Here is a 16,469-nt window from a genome sequence, read left to right as displayed (position 1 = left end):
TGATTCCGTCATGCCCTGGTTCGAATCCAGGTACCCCAGCCATTTATTTAAATACAAATAGTCAACCTCTACTCTATGAGTAGAGGTTTTTTACTGTTTGTGGTTCTAAATGACTTTTCTTGTAAAGAAACTTCCGCTATTGTCTCATAGAGCGTTTCAACGGGACATTACTAGCAATGAATCCTCTGGTAATGTCTCATAGAGCGTTTCAACGAGACATTACTAGCAATGAATCCTCCGGTATTGTCTCATAGAGCGCTTCAACGGGACATTACTAGCAATGAATCCTCCGCAATTGTCTCATAGAGCGGTCCTACGGGACATTACTAGCAATGAAACCTTCGTTAGTGTCTCATAGAGCGCTTCAACGGGACATTACTAGCAATGAATGCTCCGTTAATGTCTCATAGAGCACTTCAACGGGAGATTTCATGCTATAATTCCTCCGCTAGTGTCTCGTAGAAAGCTTCTCAAGGCTTGATATTCAACATATAGATTCATGATGCGCATTCTAACGGTAGACCCGCTACATTTTCATACATTTTGTCCATGACACGTGCTCTCAAGGACACAAGATCACAAATTCTGCCCGCAATTGTCGATGAGACACACCTGCACAAGTAACACGGGAAACAATAAACATCACATTACATAACCCTTATTCTAACCCCAAGCGTCATAATAATCGTAACTAAAATCACAGCGGATTTGAAATCCAATAGCTGTATAAAAATACAAAAAACTGTCAGGTTGAGCCACCTTAAATTACCAATTAAAATATTGGTAAGGGGGAATAACTATGAAAAATAAAAACATATCAATAATTGGAGTTCCATCAGACTATGGTCAACATAGACGAGGGGTAGATATGGGACCAAGCGCAATTCGTTACGCTGGAGTAGTGGAACGTTTAGAAGCATTAGGATATGAAGTGTTGGATGAAGGGGATATCCAAGTAAAAAAAGGTAACTTAATCGTTGAGCAAAACAATAAGCTCTTAAATCTTAATGACATAATAAAAATCAGTACGGAATTGGGTAACATGGTCGAAAATGTGCTAAATGCAAATCGATTTCCACTTGTTTTAGGTGGAGATCATAGTATTGCTATTGGTACATTATCTGGACTTGCAAAAAGATATAAAAACTTAGGTGTTATTTGGTATGATGCACATGCTGATTTAAATACACCTGAAACGACACCGTCAGGTAATATTCATGGAATGCCATTAGCAGTGTGCCTTGGGATAGGTGATGATCGCTTAACCGAAATAGGTGGATTTGCTCCAAAAATTAAACCTGAAAATATAATTATTATCGGAGCTCGTTCAGTAGATCCAGGTGAAAAAGAGCTTATTAGAAAATTAGGTATTAAAGTGTACTCAATGCATGAAATTGACCGTTTAGGTATGACTAAAGTTATGGAAGAATCCATTTCATATATGTTACAAAGACAAGTAGATGGTGTACATTTGTCCCTTGATTTAGATGCAATAGATCCGTTATATACACCAGGAGTTGGAACACCTGTACCAGGGGGCATAACATATAGAGAGAGTCATCTTGCAATGGAAATGCTTGAAGAAGCCAATATTATTACATCTGCTGAGTTTGTCGAAGTAAACCCAATTTTAGATGAGAGGAATAAAACTGCAGATACAGCTGTTGCATTAATGGGGTCGTTATTCGGAGAAAAATTGGTTTAAATTTAGATTGGAATTTTTATGCAAGTAAGCATTTGGGAGGATAAATGTCTTAGTAAAACTTCTTAAAAGTTAGATTTTATTTTATTCTATTCCTAGATTTGATAAAGTATTAATGAATTATATGCGTTGGTAAAAATAACTAAATTATACTTAATTAGGTGTGTGCAAAATCTGTTATAATAATTTTATAAAAATGAAACTTTTTAATACTAAATTCGTAAATACTATGGAACCGAAAAAGGTGGAGAGGAAAACAAGATGGATGCGCTAGTGAACAAAAGAATAAAGCAAGTGCTTAAAGGTGATCAAAACGCATTTTCTGATATTGTGAACCTCTACCAGCATAAGTTATACCAAATATGTTATCGAATGTTAGGCAATAAACACGAAGCAGAAGACATTGCGCAAGAAGCTTTTGTTCGAGCATATATTAACCTTCATTCCTTCGATCAGAAAAGGAAGTTCTCAACTTGGCTGTACAGAATTGCTACAAACCTGTGCATTGATAGAATTCGAAAGAAAAAACCTGATTATTACTTAGATGCAGAAATCGCTGGTACAGACGGTCTAGATATGTATTCGCAATTATCGTCTGATGATAAGCTACCGGATGATGTTGTAGAACAAATGGAACTACAAGATCGTATTCAATATGAAATAAGTAGGTTGCCAGATAAATATCGTTCAGTTATTGTATTAAAATATATAGAAGAACTATCTCTTCAAGAAATAAGTGACATTTTGGATATGCCCCTTGGTACAGTAAAAACTAGAATACACAGAGGGCGAGAGGCTCTGAGGAAGCAATTAAACAATCTGTAGGAGGTTATATGCATGAGTACGTGTCCACAACATATTGTTGACTATATGCACGAGTACTTAGATGGTGATATCAGCCGAGACCATGAACAACAGCTCAAAAAACATTTAAACAATTGCTCATCTTGTAGGCAACACATGCACGAATTGAGTGACACAGTAGCCTTCGTTATCAGTGCAGCACATATAACGGCACCTCCTCATTTTGAAAGTGAGGTTATGAAACGTCTACCAAAAGGTAAAAACCGAGTTGGCATTCAAAATTGGTTTAGACGCCATCCGATTTTAGTTGCTGCCTGCGTTTTCTTACTTTTTATGAGTGCCTCCTTAGTTGGGAGTTACCAAAATAATGAGTTTTCAGTAACAAAGCAACCAAATTTAATAGTTGATGGGCAAACTGTAATTGTTCCTGAAGGGGAAGTTGTCAAAGGTGATATCGTTGTTAAAAACGGTGATATTATTATAGAGGGCGAAGTCGATGGAAATGTAACAGTCATTAATGGTCAATACATGGCCTCAACTGCTGTTGTAACTGGAGAAATTGAAGAAATAGATGAGATCTTTGAATGGCTTTGGTACGAATTGAAGTCAATTGGAAATAATTTCATAGGCCTAATTCAATAAAGCTAATATATTCAATTGGAAATTCATAAAATATAAATAGATGAAAGTCTACTCGCATGAGTGGGCTTTTTTCTTGGCGGATAGGATAGTTATTTTAGGAAATCCGCATAAGAAAAAAATGACCTCGACCTATTTGGGTCGAGGTGTGTTTTTCAAAGAACAAAATAAGTATATTATCTTTCGACATCAGCAAAATAAAGGCAATAAACTAGTATATGTAAAGGGCATTTAGGTTGATAAAATCAAGCGTCTACATACGAAATGTGATATACTGTTTTTAACATTTTGAATTAATTTCCCTTAATTCATTAGTTTAACATCAAATCCATTTAACTTATTTTTTAGTTTGTTTCTTTTGGAAAAAGGAAACTGCAGCTTCAAATACGAATGAGTATTTGATTATGAAATTGGGTGAATGTGATTTTTAAAAACGAATGATCGATTTAGGGTATTAGCTAGAAAAAGTGGGGGATGCCACATGCAGATTATTCAACAATTTACAGATTATACACCTGTAAATGTGATTGTTAGCTTTTTAGACGTCCTACTTGTTTGGTACGTTGTTTATAAATTATTAACCCTCATAAAAGGTACAAAGGCTGTTCAATTACTTAAAGGTCTATTTGTCATAATCTTTGCGAGAATAGCAACAGAAATTTTTGGACTTGATACACTTGGTTGGATGCTACAACAAGTAATTGACTTCGGATTCTTAGCAATCATTATTATCTTTACACCTGAAATTCGAAGAGCATTAGAACAACTTGGTAGAGGAAAGATTTTTCAACGTTCTACAAGTCAGTTAGAAGACGAACAATCTAGGCTCATTGAAGCCATGAAAAAAGCGGTTAGTTATATGGCCAAACGGCGTATTGGAGCTTTGATCTCCATTGAAAATGAAACAGGACTTACAGAATATATTGAAACCGGTATCAAAATGAACGCTGATATTAGTTCTGAACTACTAATTAATATATTCATACCCAATACACCATTACATGATGGAGCAGTTGTATTACAAAAAACGAAAATTGCCGCAGCTGCTTGTTACTTACCACTGTCAGAGAGTACATTTATTTCGAAAGAGTTGGGTACACGTCACCGTGCAGCCCTTGGACTAAGTGAAGTTACGGACGCTATAACAATTATTGTTTCTGAAGAGACAGGTGCAATTAGTTTAGCTAAGAACGGTAACTTAAATCGAAATTTAACAATCGATCAATTTGAAGCAGATTTAAGAAAAATGTGGTTTGGTCCAGAGCAAGATCCGGATCTATCCTCTAAGTGGACTTGGAGGGGGAAAAAGAATGGATAAACTATTTGATAGCCCTTGGGTTTTAAGGATTACTGCTTTAGTATTAGCGATATTGATGTTCTTTTATGTGAAATCCTTGCTTGGTGAAGGCATTAACCCAACAGCTCCTAACCATGTGGATGTACTTACGGACGTTCCACTTGAAGCATATTATGATTCTGATAATTTAATTGTTTCAGGTTTACCTGACACAGTTGATGTAACGATAGAAGGACCAATTCAAATTGTATTAAATACAAAACTAAAAAAAGACTTTAAAGTATTTGTTGATTTAAATGCATTGTTAATTGGTGAACATCGAGTTAAAATACAAACGGAAGCCTTCTCAGATAAGTTATCAGTTAAAATTGATCCTGAAACTATTCCTATTTCAATCGAAGAAAAGGTCACAGCTGAACTACCGATTGAACCAGAAATGAATTATAACCTTATTAATGAGGCGTTCGTACTACAAAGTATGGTAGCAGAACCGAGTACTGTATTTGTAACAGGTGCGAAAAGCGTAATCTCAAGTATTAATTATGTGAAAGCTACTGTGACAGGTAATCCGGGCATAGACAGCTCTTTTGAACAAGATGCTGACGTTAAAGTTTTGGATAGTAAATTAAACAAGCTAGATGTAGCAATCGAACCTTCGAAAGTAAAAGTGAAAGTTGAATTAGCAGAATATAGTCGAAATATACCAATCCGAATTCAACAAGTTGGTACACCGATAGAAGGTGTTTCGATAAATCGACTGTCAACACCAAATCCGTTAGTTCAAGTGTTCGGCCCAAAATCTATTATTGATGGATTGAATGAACTAGTCGTAGAATTTGACGTTACAGAAATTGAAAGTTCAGGCCAGTACGAAGTAGATGTCACAGTACCAAATGGTGCAACGAAGCTTTCTACAAGCTCCATTATTGTACAAGCTGCAGTTTCAAAACAGATAAATTCTTCAGTAAACGAAGATGAGGCATCTAATGGAGTTAGTGAAGATAATACAGAAACTGAAAATCCAACTAATACTACTGAAACCAATGACTTAAATGATTAATATTAGATCCGAATGATTTATGTGAAGTTTTCGAAGAAGCGTTAAATGCCTAGTACTACAAGGATAACTAGCATTGAAGGAGAGAAGAATCGAATGGGAAAATATTTTGGAACGGATGGCGTTCGTGGTATAGCAAATAGTGAATTAACACCTGAATTTGCATTTAAACTTGGTCGTTTTGGAGGATATGTTTTAACAAAGCATGCTACTGGACGTCCAAAAGTTATTATAGGTCGTGACACAAGAATCTCAGGACATATGTTAGAAGGAGCATTAGTTGCTGGACTATTATCTATTGGTGTCGAGGTTATGAGACTTGGTATTATTAGTACACCGGGAGTAGCTTATTTAACAAGAGTTATGAATGCAGATGCAGGGGTAATGATTTCTGCATCACACAATCCAGTAGCTGATAATGGTATTAAATTCTTTGGACCAGATGGATTCAAACTAACAGACTCACAAGAAGAAGAAATTGAAAGCTATCTTGACCAAGTAGAAGATACTTTACCACGCCCAGTTGGAGCGGAGTTGGGTACTGTTAGTGATTATTTTGAAGGAAACCAAAAATACATCTCATACTTAAAGCAAACAGTTGATGAAGACTTTATGGGTATACATGTTGCTTTAGACTGTGCACATGGTGCCACTTCTTCTTTAGCAACACATTTATTTGCAGATTTAGAAGCTGATATATCATCGATTGGATCTTCTCCAAATGGATTAAACATCAACGAAGGTGTTGGATCTACACATCCTGAAAAACTAGCTGCATTCGTTTTAGAGCGTGGTGCACATGTAGGTTTAGCATTTGACGGTGATGGAGATAGACTAATTGCTGTTGACGAAAATGGTAAGATTGTCGATGGCGATCAAATAATGTTCATCTTAGGAAAGTATTTGAATCTAAAAGGTCGTTTAAAGAAGAATACTGTTGTATCAACGGTCATGAGTAATATGGGCTTTTATAAAGCACTTGAAGATAATAATATGTCTAGCGTGAAGACAGCAGTAGGAGATCGTTATGTTGTAGAAGAAATGCGTAAAAACGACTACAACTTAGGTGGAGAACAATCTGGTCATATTATTCTCCTAGACTACAATACAACTGGTGATGGCCTACTTACAGCTATTCAGCTAGTAAACATTATGAAAGAAACAGAAAAACGATTATCAGAACTTGCTGCAGAAATGACAATATATCCACAAAAATTAGTTAATGTCAGAGTTACGGATAAGCATGCTGTTACACAAAATTCGAAAGTTGCAGAAGTTATTGCACAAGTTGAAAGTGAAATGGCTGGAAACGGTCGAGTGTTAGTTCGTCCTTCAGGAACAGAGCCACTTGTTCGTGTAATGGTAGAGGCTGCTACTGAAGCTGAGTGTGAAAGCTATGTTAATCGTATTGCTGATGTTGTAAAAGAAGAAATGGGCTTAACTGAATAAACAAAAAATCCAGTAGAACAATTGCTACTGGATTTTTATTTTTTCTGTGTTTAATTGAAATGTATTTAGTCAATAGTAGGTGTGAATCTACTATTAGGAGTGAAAACGATGGCGAGAATCGCGACTTTAATTACTGATATGTTTGAGGATATGGAATTTACAAGCCCCAAAGAAGCATTAGAAACACACGGGCATACAGTAGTAACCATTGATAAAGAAGGTAGTAAAGCGGTAAGAGGAAAACAAGGCGAGGCACGTGTAGAAATTGAATATGGTATTTCAGATGTAAACCCAGAAGATTTCGACGCGCTATTTATCCCTGGAGGATTCTCTCCAGATTTACTTCGAGATGATGATCGTGTTGTAGCTTTTGCAAAATCCTTTATGAATGCTATGAAACCAGTATTCGCTATTTGCCACGGACCGCAGCTACTTATCACTGCAAGAGCAATTGAGGGTCGAGATATTACAGGGTATAAGTCGATTCGTGTTGATTTAGAAAATGCGGGAGCAAAATTCCACGATCAAGAGGTAGTAGTTTGTCAAAAACAACTTGTAACAAGTAGAACACCACAAGACCTACATGCATTTAACCGTGAAATTGTAAATTTATTAGAAGAAAAAGGATTGTAATATTAGTAATACAATTGTAATTAATAACCGATAATATTCTCAATAATTAAAAAAATATAGCACAATTAGAATAAATATGTCCTACAATTTCCACTAGAAAGCCGAATCTAGTGGAATTTTTTTCAGACAACATTATTTTTTTGAGATAGTACTTAATACACAACTTATTGACGAGAAGTTGCATATTCTGTATGATATAGTAGCTTGAAAACTAAACATATATGGAATGTAGGGTTCAAGCAACAGCGCACTAAAAGGAGGATAATTGACTTGCGCTTTAAAAAAATAATGGAAAACAATTATAGCGCCTGAGCTAAGGAAATCGGACGGTCTATCATCCTTAGTTGACGAGGTGGAGGTTATCGAAATTTCGGCGGATGCCTCCCGATCGAATGCCCGGTCGTAATTTCGTTTGAAAACATAAAAGTGATTTTATGGACAAAGAAACGAAAAGGCAAATACAAATGGATAAATGCATGATCAACCTACATTGCTTACTTGCTGAACTAGACAGAGTTCACGAAAGTTAGGTAATAGTAGATTCCTTTTGCATTGTCTATTTTAGGAATTAGGTTGGTCTGCGTTGATGAAAGGAATTTTATCATGTGTGGGATCGTTGGATATAATGGCGTATTAGACGCGAAGGAAATATTATTAAAAGGTTTAGAAAAACTAGAATACCGTGGTTATGATTCAGCTGGTATTGCTGTTCGAAATGAAGAAGGCGTTACAGTATTCAAAGAAAAAGGCCGTATTGCGGATTTACGTACTGCCGTAAATGATGAAGTAGATGCTAATATCGGAATCGGACATACTCGTTGGGCAACACATGGCGTACCTAACAAATTAAATGCTCACCCTCACCAAAGTGTAACTGGAAGATTTACACTTGTGCATAATGGTGTAATTGAAAACTATCATTTATTACAAAGAGCATATTTAAAAGGGATTCAAATGCAATCTGATACTGATACAGAAGTCATCGTTCAGTTAATTGATTTATTTGCGAAAGAGGGACTATCAACTGTTGAAGCGTTCCGCAAAACATTATCTTTAGTTCATGGTTCTTACGCTCTTGCCTTACTTGACCAAGAAGATGCTGATACAATTTATGTTGCTAAAAATAAATCGCCATTATTAGTTGGTGTTGGTGACGGATTTAACGTAGTAGCATCTGATGCAATGGCTATGCTGCAAGTAACAGACCAATTTATTGAGCTTCGCGATAAAGAAATTGTCCTTGTTCATAAAGATAAAGTGGAGATTACAACTCTTGATGGCCGTGTTATAGATCGTAAGCCATTTAAAGCAGAACTAGATGCGAGTGATATTGAAAAAGGAACATATCCTCACTACATGTTAAAAGAAATCGATGAGCAACCAGGTGTTGTACGTAAAATCATTCAAGAATACAGCAACCCAAATGGTGAGTTATCGATTGACGAAAATATATTAACAGCAATTAAAGAAGCTGATCGCCTGTATATTATTGCAGCAGGAACAAGCTACCATGCTGGTTTAATAGGTAAACAATACTTTGAAAAAATTGCAGGCATTCCAGTAGAAGTACACATCTCAAGTGAATTCGGATACAACATGCCGTTATTGTCAGAAAAGCCGTTGTTTATTTTCATAACACAATCTGGTGAAACTGCGGATAGCCGTCAAGTATTAGTTAAAGTGAAAGAAAAAGGTTACTCAGCATTAACAATAACGAATGTGCCTGGCTCAACACTTTCACGTGAAGCGGATTACACATTATTATTACATGCTGGTCCTGAAATTGCTGTTGCATCAACAAAAGCCTATGTCGCTCAAGTAGCGGTATTAGCATTAACAGCATATGTAACTGCTCAATCTCTAGGTAAAGACTTAAACTTTGACTTGAAACAAGAGTTAGGAATTGCTGCAAATGCAATTCAAACGCTGGTTGATTCAAAAGATGATCTAGAATTAATTGCTGAAGATTACTTAAAAGTTGCTCGCAACGCATTCTTCATCGGACGTAATTTAGATTATTATGTAAGCTTAGAAGGCGCTTTGAAATTAAAAGAGATTTCTTATATTCAAGCAGAAGGTTTTGCAGGTGGAGAGTTAAAGCACGGTACAATTGCTCTGATTGAAGAAGGTACACCAGTATTCGCGTTAGCAACACAAGAGTATGTTGCTTTAAACATACGTGGAAATGTGAAAGAAGTAGTTGCGCGCGGAGCAAACGCATGTATTATCTCAATGGAAGGCATAAATGAAGAAGGCGATCGATTAGTAATCCCAAAAGTGCACACTTTATTAACACCGCTTGTTTCTGTAATTCCATTACAGTTAATTAGCTACTATGCAGCCCTTCATCGTCGTGCAGACGTGGATAAACCTCGTAACTTGGCAAAATCAGTTACTGTGGAATAGGGGTTTCCTTTTTAAGCATTTTGGTACATTGATACAACAGATGGAAACTATTAAAAAACTCGATCCAAATTTCTGGGTCGAGTTTTTATATTTTACAATTTCCCTAATAGCATAGGTACGTTAGTACTAAAAGAATTAAGATAGAATAATAATAGTTGCGGGAGGGAAATTAAAGGTTTTGCAGTTAAAATAAATCCCAAATAAGTCTCCCAAGGCCCCTAAGTAACCAAAATACTATTCTGAAAGGCAAGAATAGTAATTCTGGAAGCCAAAAGAGTGCATCAAGAATGAAATCAAAAAATGTATAATGGTTATTTCCCTTTTTATTCTTTCTTGTTTTACTTTTCTTTTTATTCCACCATTCTCTCACATGACTCATACCCTTTCATAGGAAATCACTGATTTATAATATTTGTATTAAGTAACTCTACGTTCAAGGATTGATTTAGTTTCGCCTAATAATAGAATCACTTCACTTAACGCCGTTACTTCCTCCACCATACTAAACAATACCCTGGATCCTCTCGCTAAAATTTATCTCCACTAAAGTATGGCAATAGAAAATGCGACTAAAAAACCCTCGACTATTCTTGATTAGTCGAGGGTTGAGTAGTATCTTTATTAACTAGATTACTAGAATTATTTAAGTGATACACCTTTGAAGAATGGAGTTCCACTGAAGTTTACGAACAAACCTTCAACTCCGTTCATACCATGAACGAAATCTGGGTGTTGTAAGTATACCATTGGTACTTCATCAACTAAGATTTCAGAAATTTCTTTGTAAGCTTCGTTACGTTTTTCTTGGTCAGATTCTGAACGAGCGTAGTCAAGAAGCTCATCTACTCTTTCGTTCTTATAGAATGAACGGTTACCAGGAGAACCGAATTGACCTGAATGGAATAATGCATATAGACCGTAGTCCGCATCAGCTGTTACAGTAGTCCATCCAAGAATGAACATTTCGTGTTTACCAGCAGCAGTTTGCTCTAAGAATGCTCCCCACTCAATCACTTCAATTTTAACAGTAATTCCGATTTGAGCTAATTGAGCTTGAACTAACTCTGCGATATCAGCACGTTCTTGGCTTCCTTCGTTAACAAAAAGAGTTGTTTCGAAACCATCTGGGAATCCAGCTTCTGCTAATAATGCTTTTGCACCTTCCACGTCAAATGGAAGTGGAGTTAACCCTTGATAGTTACCAACAACAGTTGGAGCAAGAGGACCAACAGCAGCAACACCTTGGCCATCTAAAATACCGTTTACAACATCGTCTTTGTTAATTGCCATTGCAATCGCTTGACGAACCTTTACATTATCAAATGGAGCAACTTGTACGTTAAAGCCAACATAGTCCATACGAGTTCCTCTTACACGATCAATTTCAACGTTAGGCATAGCTTCAACACGAGAAACGTCAGAAGCACCTACTAACATTACGTTTGCTTCACCAGTTTCAAGCATTGCAACACGAGTTGATTGTTCTGGAACAACAACGATTCTAAGTTTGTCAACCTTTGCAGGCTCACCCCAGTAATCGTTATTCTTTTCTAATGTAAGCTCTGCACCACGATTCCAGTTATTAAACTTGAATGGGCCAGTACCAATTGGGTTTTCGTCTACTTTTTTACCGCCACTTCTTTCTTCTTCAATTGCAGAAGGAGCAATAATTGAACCAGCATTATGAGCTAAGTGAGCTGGTAGTGGAGCAAATGGTGAAGAAGTTTTTAAATGTACTGTATATGGATCTACAATAACTACTTCTTCGATTACGTTAAGAATGAATGCTTTTGGAGAAGCAAACTCAGGATCTGTAATTCTTTCAATGCTTAGTTTTACAGCTTCAGCATTGAATTCAGTACCATCATGGAATTTTACACCTTCACGTAATTTGAATTCCCATGTATTTTCATCAAGAGCACTAAATTCTGTTGCTAATAATGGAATAACAGAACCGTCAGCTGCATAATCCACTAAACGCTCATAGATTTGAGTCGTTGCAGTGTTTGATGCAGTATCATTTACACCATGTGGGTCAAGTGTTGGTGCATCAGAACCAGTAACATATACTAATTCTCCGCCACCTTCATTATTAGTAGTTGTTTCATCTGTAGTAGTTGTAGTGCCGTTGTCTTTCGTATCAGTTCCTTTTGTATCGGTACTACCTTGGTTTGTACTACATGCTGCTAGCACAAGAATTAGTGATAACAGAAGTAGTTGAAACAAACGCTTACTTGTTTTCATAAAATACCCCCTAAATTTGTTAAATTTCTATTAATTGCAAAAAGAAATACACGTTTTTATACGTGTATTTTTATAATAGTCAAAAAATTACGAAAAGACAACTATGATTTAGAAGTTTTGTAAAATTAATGTAATAATAGGGCCAAAACCCATGGAAATATAGAATATATTTAGAAGTTTTGTAAAATTAATGTAATATTGTATTCCAAAAAGAATATAAATATTGTAATATTTTGAGGAGTCGCTATTTTTTAAAAAGACTGAAAAATGGTTTAAAAGTAGATTAATAGAAAGGAAGAAATAATTTGGGACAACAACATCTACAGCCAAATGTTAACATTTCTCTAAATGATAAACCTGTAAGAAAATCACGTTGGTTATCGTTTATGAAAAAGTTAACAAAAAATAAAGCTGCAATTGCGGGTGCAACTGTAGTTTTTACGATTATGATATTGGCAATTTTGGCGCCGCTAATTGCACCATATGACCCAACTCATATTGATATGAGTAAAAAATTCCAAGGTCCTTCGTCTGAGCACTGGCTAGGCACAGATGATAAAGGAAGAGATATTTTAAGCCGACTTTTATTTGGATCGCGTATTTCATTAACTGTCGGTATATTATCAACGTTATTAGGGGCAATTGTTGGAGTAGTTTTAGGAATTGTAGCAGGATATTACGGAAAATGGATAGATTCAGTAATTATGAGAATTTGCGATGTGCTCTTAGCATTCCCAGGACTACTTTTAGCTTTAGCAATTGTAAGTATATTAGGTCCCAGCACAACAAACACAATTATTGCAATAGCAATTTTTGCAGTGCCAACATTTGCAAGGATTGTTCGCGGTTCTACGTTAAGTGTTAAGAAACTTGAATATGTTGATGCGATTAGAGCAATGGGCTCACGTGATACGCGTATTATTTTCAAACATATATTACCGAATATAACTTCACCAATTATTGTACAAGCGACCCTTTATATTGCTTCTGCAATCATTACGGCAAGTGCACTATCATTCCTTGGTCTAGGAACACAACCACCAGATCCGGAGTGGGGGACGATGTTATCAAATGGACGTTCATATATAGCTCAAGCTCCACATATAACGCTATTCCCTGGACTAGTTATATTGTTAGTCGTTGTTGGTTTTAATCTATTCGGAGATGGACTACGTGATGCATTAGATCCAAAGTCTAAAAAGTAATGAAGGAAGGTGAATAAATGCTTACATTTCTTATAAGAAGATTCCTACAAATAATTCCAGTAATGATTGGTGTTACTTTAGCTGTTTTTTTATTGATGCACTTAATTCCTGGCGATCCGGCTCAAATTATGGCTGGTGAGAAAGCGGATGAGGCTCAAGTTGAGCAAATGAGAGAAAACTTAGGTCTAAATGATCCTCTCCATGAACAATATTTACGTTACGTCGGTAATGCGATTCAGGGGGATCTAGGTACTTCCATTCGTACCAATCGTCCGGTTGTAAACGAAATTTTTGATAGTAGAATTTGGATTACTATGGAACTAGCATTTTGGGGGACTGTTTTAGCAGTAGTATTCGGCCTTATTGCTGGTATTATATCTGCTACAAGAAAATATTCTTTTGCAGATGTATCCCTCATGGTTGTAGCATTGTTCGGAATGTCGATGCCAAACTTCTGGCTTGGGATCATGTTAATCTATTTCTTCTCAGTTAACTTAGGTTGGTTCCCAATTGTAGGGTGGGATTCATGGAAACATATGGTACTCCCTGTTATTACAATTGGATCCGGTGGGGCTGCGATCATTGCACGTATGACACGTTCAAGTATGCTTGAAGTTCTCGACAATGATTATATTCGTACAGCACATGCAAAAGGTGTTAGTGAAAGACTAGTAATTTACAAGCATGCACTACGAAATGCATTAATCCCAGTAGTAACTGTAGTCGGTCTTCAATTTGGAACATTGTTAGGCGGTGCTGTTATTACAGAAACGGTATTTGCAGTTAATGGTATTGGCCGTTTAGTCATCGATGCAATTAAAGCGCGAGATTTCCCAATGGTGCAGGGTGCAATATTAGTCTGTGCCGTAGCGTTTGTATTTGTAAATTTCCTTGTAGACATAGCTTATCGATTAATAAACAAACGTATTGACTTGAATTAAAGGCGGTGAAAAGGATGTCTGACTTAAATAAAAATAAGATATTAGAAGTGAAGAATTTATGTACGTCCTTCTTCACTGATGAAGGGGAAGTAAAGGCCGTTGATGGTGTTAACTTCTTTATAGAAAAAGGGAAAACCGTTGGAATTGTAGGGGAGTCTGGATCAGGGAAAAGTATTACATCTCTATCTATTCTCAGGCTAATACAAGAGCCAGCAGGTAAAATTGTAAATGGTGAAATCGTTTTCAAAGGGGAAAACCTACTAGAAAAATCAAAGAAAGAAATGAGGTCAATTCGAGGAAATAATATTTCGATGATTTTCCAAGAGCCGATGACTTCTCTAAACCCGACAATGACTTGTGGTGAGCAAATTGCGGAATCGATTCGAATCCACCAAAAGTTAGGAAGAAAAGAAGCTAAAGAAAAAGCGATTGAAATGCTCAAGCTCGTTGGAATTCCCTCTCCTGAAAAACGTGTAAAACAATATCCATTTGAGCTTTCAGGTGGTATGAGACAACGTGTGATGATCGCTATTGCACTTGCATGTAATCCTGAGTTGTTAATTGCAGACGAACCAACAACTGCGTTAGATGTTACTATTCAGGCGCAAATTCTAGATTTGATACGAAATCTTCAAAAGGAATTGGGAACATCACTAATGATTATTACCCATGATCTTGGAGTAGTAGCTGAAATGTGCGAAACAGTGGCAGTAATGTATTGTGGAAAGATCGTTGAATACGCTGATGTAAAAACAATCCTTACGAATCCGAAACATCCTTATACAATCGGATTGTTAAATTCTGTTCCAAGACATGATCAGGTCTATGATGGGGATCTCCCTGTTATTAAGGGTTCTGTACCAAGTCCATTCAATTTACCAAAAGGATGTCGATTTGTATCTCGTTGTCCACATGCAAAGGATATCTGTCATAATCAGCTACCGGAATTGAAAACAATGGATGATGGAAACCAAGTTCGCTGTTGGATTCATACGGAAAGTTGGGAGAAGCAAGAAGAGGAGGTGGCATCTAACTCATGAGTAAACAGCCACTTTTAGAAGTGAAAAATCTTAAACAATACTTTCCTATTAAGGGAGGAATCCTTGGAAGAACAGTAAATCATGTCAAGGCAGTTGATGATATTAGCTTTGAGGTTTATGAAGGGGAAACGGTTAGTATTGTCGGTGAATCAGGATGTGGTAAATCCACAACTGGGAGAGCGATTTTGCGTCTTGATGAGCCAACATCAGGTGAAGTAAATTTTGATGGAGGAAATTTACTTTCCCTCTCTAAGTCTAAGATGCGTGAAAAAAGAAAGGATTTACAGATAATTTTTCAGGATCCTTATGCTTCTCTAAACCCACGTCAAACTGTTAGTCAAATTATTGATGAAGTTTTAAAGATACAAAAAATAGGAACGAGCAGTAAGGAGAGACGTGAAAGAATAATTTCACTTCTTGAAACTGTTGGAATTGGATCTCATCAAGTTGACCGTTATCCACATGAATTTAGCGGTGGACAGCGCCAACGTATTGGAATTGCACGAGCATTATCTGTTAATCCAAAGCTAATTATTTGTGATGAAGCAGTGTCGGCACTTGATGTGTCCATCCAGGCACAGGTACTAAATCTATTAAAAGAACTTCAGCGAAAGTTCCAATTAACATATTTGTTTATTTCTCATGATCTTGGTGTAGTAAGACATATTTCTGATCGTATTATCGTGATGTACCTAGGAAAAATCGTTGAAATTAGCGATACACAATCGTTATTTGAAAATCCACAGCATCCATATACGAGAGCGTTATTATCTGCTATACCAAGCATGAACTTTGAAGAAGAAAAGAGAGAAAGAATTATACTTAAAGGTGATGTACCATCGCCGATTGATCCACCGAAAGGCTGTCGATTCCATTCGCGTTGTCCTTATAAAATGGAACGATGTGCAACAGAGGAGCCTGTATTAAATTCAGTTTCTAATGGTCAAAAGGTCGCTTGTCATTTAACTGAAAAAGGTGCAGTTGACTACACAAAAATCCTAGTAAATAACTAAAATAATTGCCAGTCACCTTTACATATCTGAGTAATCAGA

The 16,469-nt window shown here is 36.5% G+C and carries 13 protein-coding genes; 12 read left to right on the top strand and 1 reads right to left on the bottom strand.

Annotation, left to right across the window (positions count from 1 at the left end):
* Window positions 1-799 precede the first annotated feature (799 nt).
* The 8 genes from rocF (at window position 800) to glmS (ending at window position 9,987) form a co-directional block, all read left to right on the top strand.
* Window positions 800-1,705 (top strand): arginase, encoded by a 906-nt coding sequence (gene rocF, locus CD29_RS13125; RefSeq protein WP_036187613.1) that lies wholly within the window; start codon window positions 800-802, stop codon window positions 1,703-1,705.
* Window positions 1,706-1,963: 258 nt separating this feature from the next.
* Window positions 1,964-2,527 carry an RNA polymerase sigma factor SigW gene (sigW, locus tag CD29_RS13120; RefSeq protein WP_036187611.1) on the top strand — a complete coding sequence of 188 codons (564 nt, stop codon included), beginning with the start codon at window positions 1,964-1,966 and terminating at the stop codon, window positions 2,525-2,527.
* Between the two features lie 12 nt (window positions 2,528-2,539).
* Window positions 2,540-3,148, top strand: a complete 609-nt coding sequence (locus CD29_RS13115; protein WP_036187609.1) for a zf-HC2 domain-containing protein — start codon at window positions 2,540-2,542, stop codon at window positions 3,146-3,148.
* A 478-nt stretch (window positions 3,149-3,626) separates the two neighbouring features.
* Window positions 3,627-4,463 (top strand): diadenylate cyclase CdaA, encoded by an 837-nt coding sequence (gene cdaA / locus CD29_RS13110; protein ID WP_036187607.1) that lies wholly within the window; start codon window positions 3,627-3,629, stop codon window positions 4,461-4,463.
* Window positions 4,456-5,502 (top strand): CdaR family protein, encoded by a 1,047-nt coding sequence (locus tag CD29_RS13105; protein ID WP_036187605.1) that lies wholly within the window; start codon window positions 4,456-4,458, stop codon window positions 5,500-5,502. The genes cdaA and CD29_RS13105 overlap by 8 nt, the downstream gene beginning before the upstream one ends.
* A gap of 93 nt (window positions 5,503-5,595) precedes the next feature.
* Complete coding sequence (glmM, locus tag CD29_RS13100; RefSeq protein WP_036187603.1) at window positions 5,596-6,948, top strand: phosphoglucosamine mutase; 1,353 nt, start codon at window positions 5,596-5,598, stop codon at window positions 6,946-6,948.
* Between the two features lie 108 nt (window positions 6,949-7,056).
* Window positions 7,057-7,581, top strand: a complete 525-nt coding sequence (locus CD29_RS13095) for a type 1 glutamine amidotransferase domain-containing protein (RefSeq protein WP_036187601.1) — start codon at window positions 7,057-7,059, stop codon at window positions 7,579-7,581.
* Window positions 7,582-8,184: 603 nt separating this feature from the next.
* Entirely contained in the window at window positions 8,185-9,987 is a 1,803-nt protein-coding gene (glmS, locus tag CD29_RS13090) for a glutamine--fructose-6-phosphate transaminase (isomerizing) (RefSeq protein ID WP_036187599.1), read from the top strand.
* A 639-nt stretch (window positions 9,988-10,626) separates the two neighbouring features.
* Here the strand turns inward: glmS and CD29_RS13080 are convergent.
* A complete protein-coding gene (locus CD29_RS13080; protein ID WP_036187594.1) occupies window positions 10,627-12,231 on the bottom strand; it encodes a glutathione ABC transporter substrate-binding protein in 1,605 nt (534 codons plus the stop codon).
* 338 nt (window positions 12,232-12,569) lie between these two features.
* Here CD29_RS13080 and nikC point away from each other — a divergent pair, with 338 nt between their 5' ends.
* From nikC to CD29_RS13060, 4 genes are read left to right on the top strand one after another with little or no spacing between them, the layout of a single operon-like run.
* The gene (nikC, locus tag CD29_RS13075; protein ID WP_036187635.1) at window positions 12,570-13,436 is read left to right on the top strand and encodes a nickel transporter permease; all 867 of its coding nucleotides are present in this window, start codon (window positions 12,570-12,572) and stop codon (window positions 13,434-13,436) included.
* 17 nt (window positions 13,437-13,453) lie between these two features.
* Window positions 13,454-14,377, top strand: coding sequence for a nickel ABC transporter permease (gene nikB / locus CD29_RS13070; RefSeq protein ID WP_036187592.1), 924 nt, complete (start codon window positions 13,454-13,456; stop codon window positions 14,375-14,377).
* Window positions 14,378-14,391: 14 nt separating this feature from the next.
* The gene (locus CD29_RS13065; protein ID WP_036187590.1) at window positions 14,392-15,417 is read left to right on the top strand and encodes an ABC transporter ATP-binding protein; all 1,026 of its coding nucleotides are present in this window, start codon (window positions 14,392-14,394) and stop codon (window positions 15,415-15,417) included.
* Window positions 15,414-16,430, top strand: coding sequence for an ABC transporter ATP-binding protein (locus tag CD29_RS13060; RefSeq protein ID WP_036187588.1), 1,017 nt, complete (start codon window positions 15,414-15,416; stop codon window positions 16,428-16,430). Before CD29_RS13065 ends, CD29_RS13060 begins: the two co-directional genes overlap by 4 nt.
* Window positions 16,431-16,469: the final 39 nt, after the last annotated feature.

The organism is Ureibacillus manganicus DSM 26584 (assembly GCF_000772945.1).
In the GTDB taxonomy this organism is placed as follows: domain Bacteria; phylum Bacillota; class Bacilli; order Bacillales_A; family Planococcaceae; genus Ureibacillus; species Ureibacillus manganicus.
The sequence above is the reverse complement of the archived record's forward strand: the minus strand, read 5'-3'. Positions and strand labels throughout refer to the sequence as shown.

Excerpts from the sequence above, each read along its gene's own strand:
- rocF (WP_036187613.1), top strand. The coding sequence starts at position 800 with ATGAAAAATAAAAACATATCAATAATTGGAGTTCCATCAGACTATGGT.
- sigW (WP_036187611.1), top strand. The coding sequence starts at position 1,964 with ATGGATGCGCTAGTGAACAAAAGAATAAAGCAAGTGCTTAAAGGTGAT.
- CD29_RS13115 (WP_036187609.1), top strand. The coding sequence starts at position 2,540 with ATGAGTACGTGTCCACAACATATTGTTGACTATATGCACGAGTACTTA.
- cdaA (WP_036187607.1), top strand. The coding sequence starts at position 3,627 with ATGCAGATTATTCAACAATTTACAGATTATACACCTGTAAATGTGATT.
- CD29_RS13105 (WP_036187605.1), top strand. The coding sequence starts at position 4,456 with ATGGATAAACTATTTGATAGCCCTTGGGTTTTAAGGATTACTGCTTTA.
- glmM (WP_036187603.1), top strand. The coding sequence starts at position 5,596 with ATGGGAAAATATTTTGGAACGGATGGCGTTCGTGGTATAGCAAATAGT.
- CD29_RS13095 (WP_036187601.1), top strand. The coding sequence starts at position 7,057 with ATGGCGAGAATCGCGACTTTAATTACTGATATGTTTGAGGATATGGAA.
- glmS (WP_036187599.1), top strand. The coding sequence starts at position 8,185 with ATGTGTGGGATCGTTGGATATAATGGCGTATTAGACGCGAAGGAAATA.
- CD29_RS13080 (WP_036187594.1), bottom strand. The coding sequence starts at position 12,231 with ATGAAAACAAGTAAGCGTTTGTTTCAACTACTTCTGTTATCACTAATT.
- nikB (WP_036187592.1), top strand. The coding sequence starts at position 13,454 with ATGCTTACATTTCTTATAAGAAGATTCCTACAAATAATTCCAGTAATG.
- CD29_RS13065 (WP_036187590.1), top strand. The coding sequence starts at position 14,392 with ATGTCTGACTTAAATAAAAATAAGATATTAGAAGTGAAGAATTTATGT.
- CD29_RS13060 (WP_036187588.1), top strand. The coding sequence starts at position 15,414 with ATGAGTAAACAGCCACTTTTAGAAGTGAAAAATCTTAAACAATACTTT.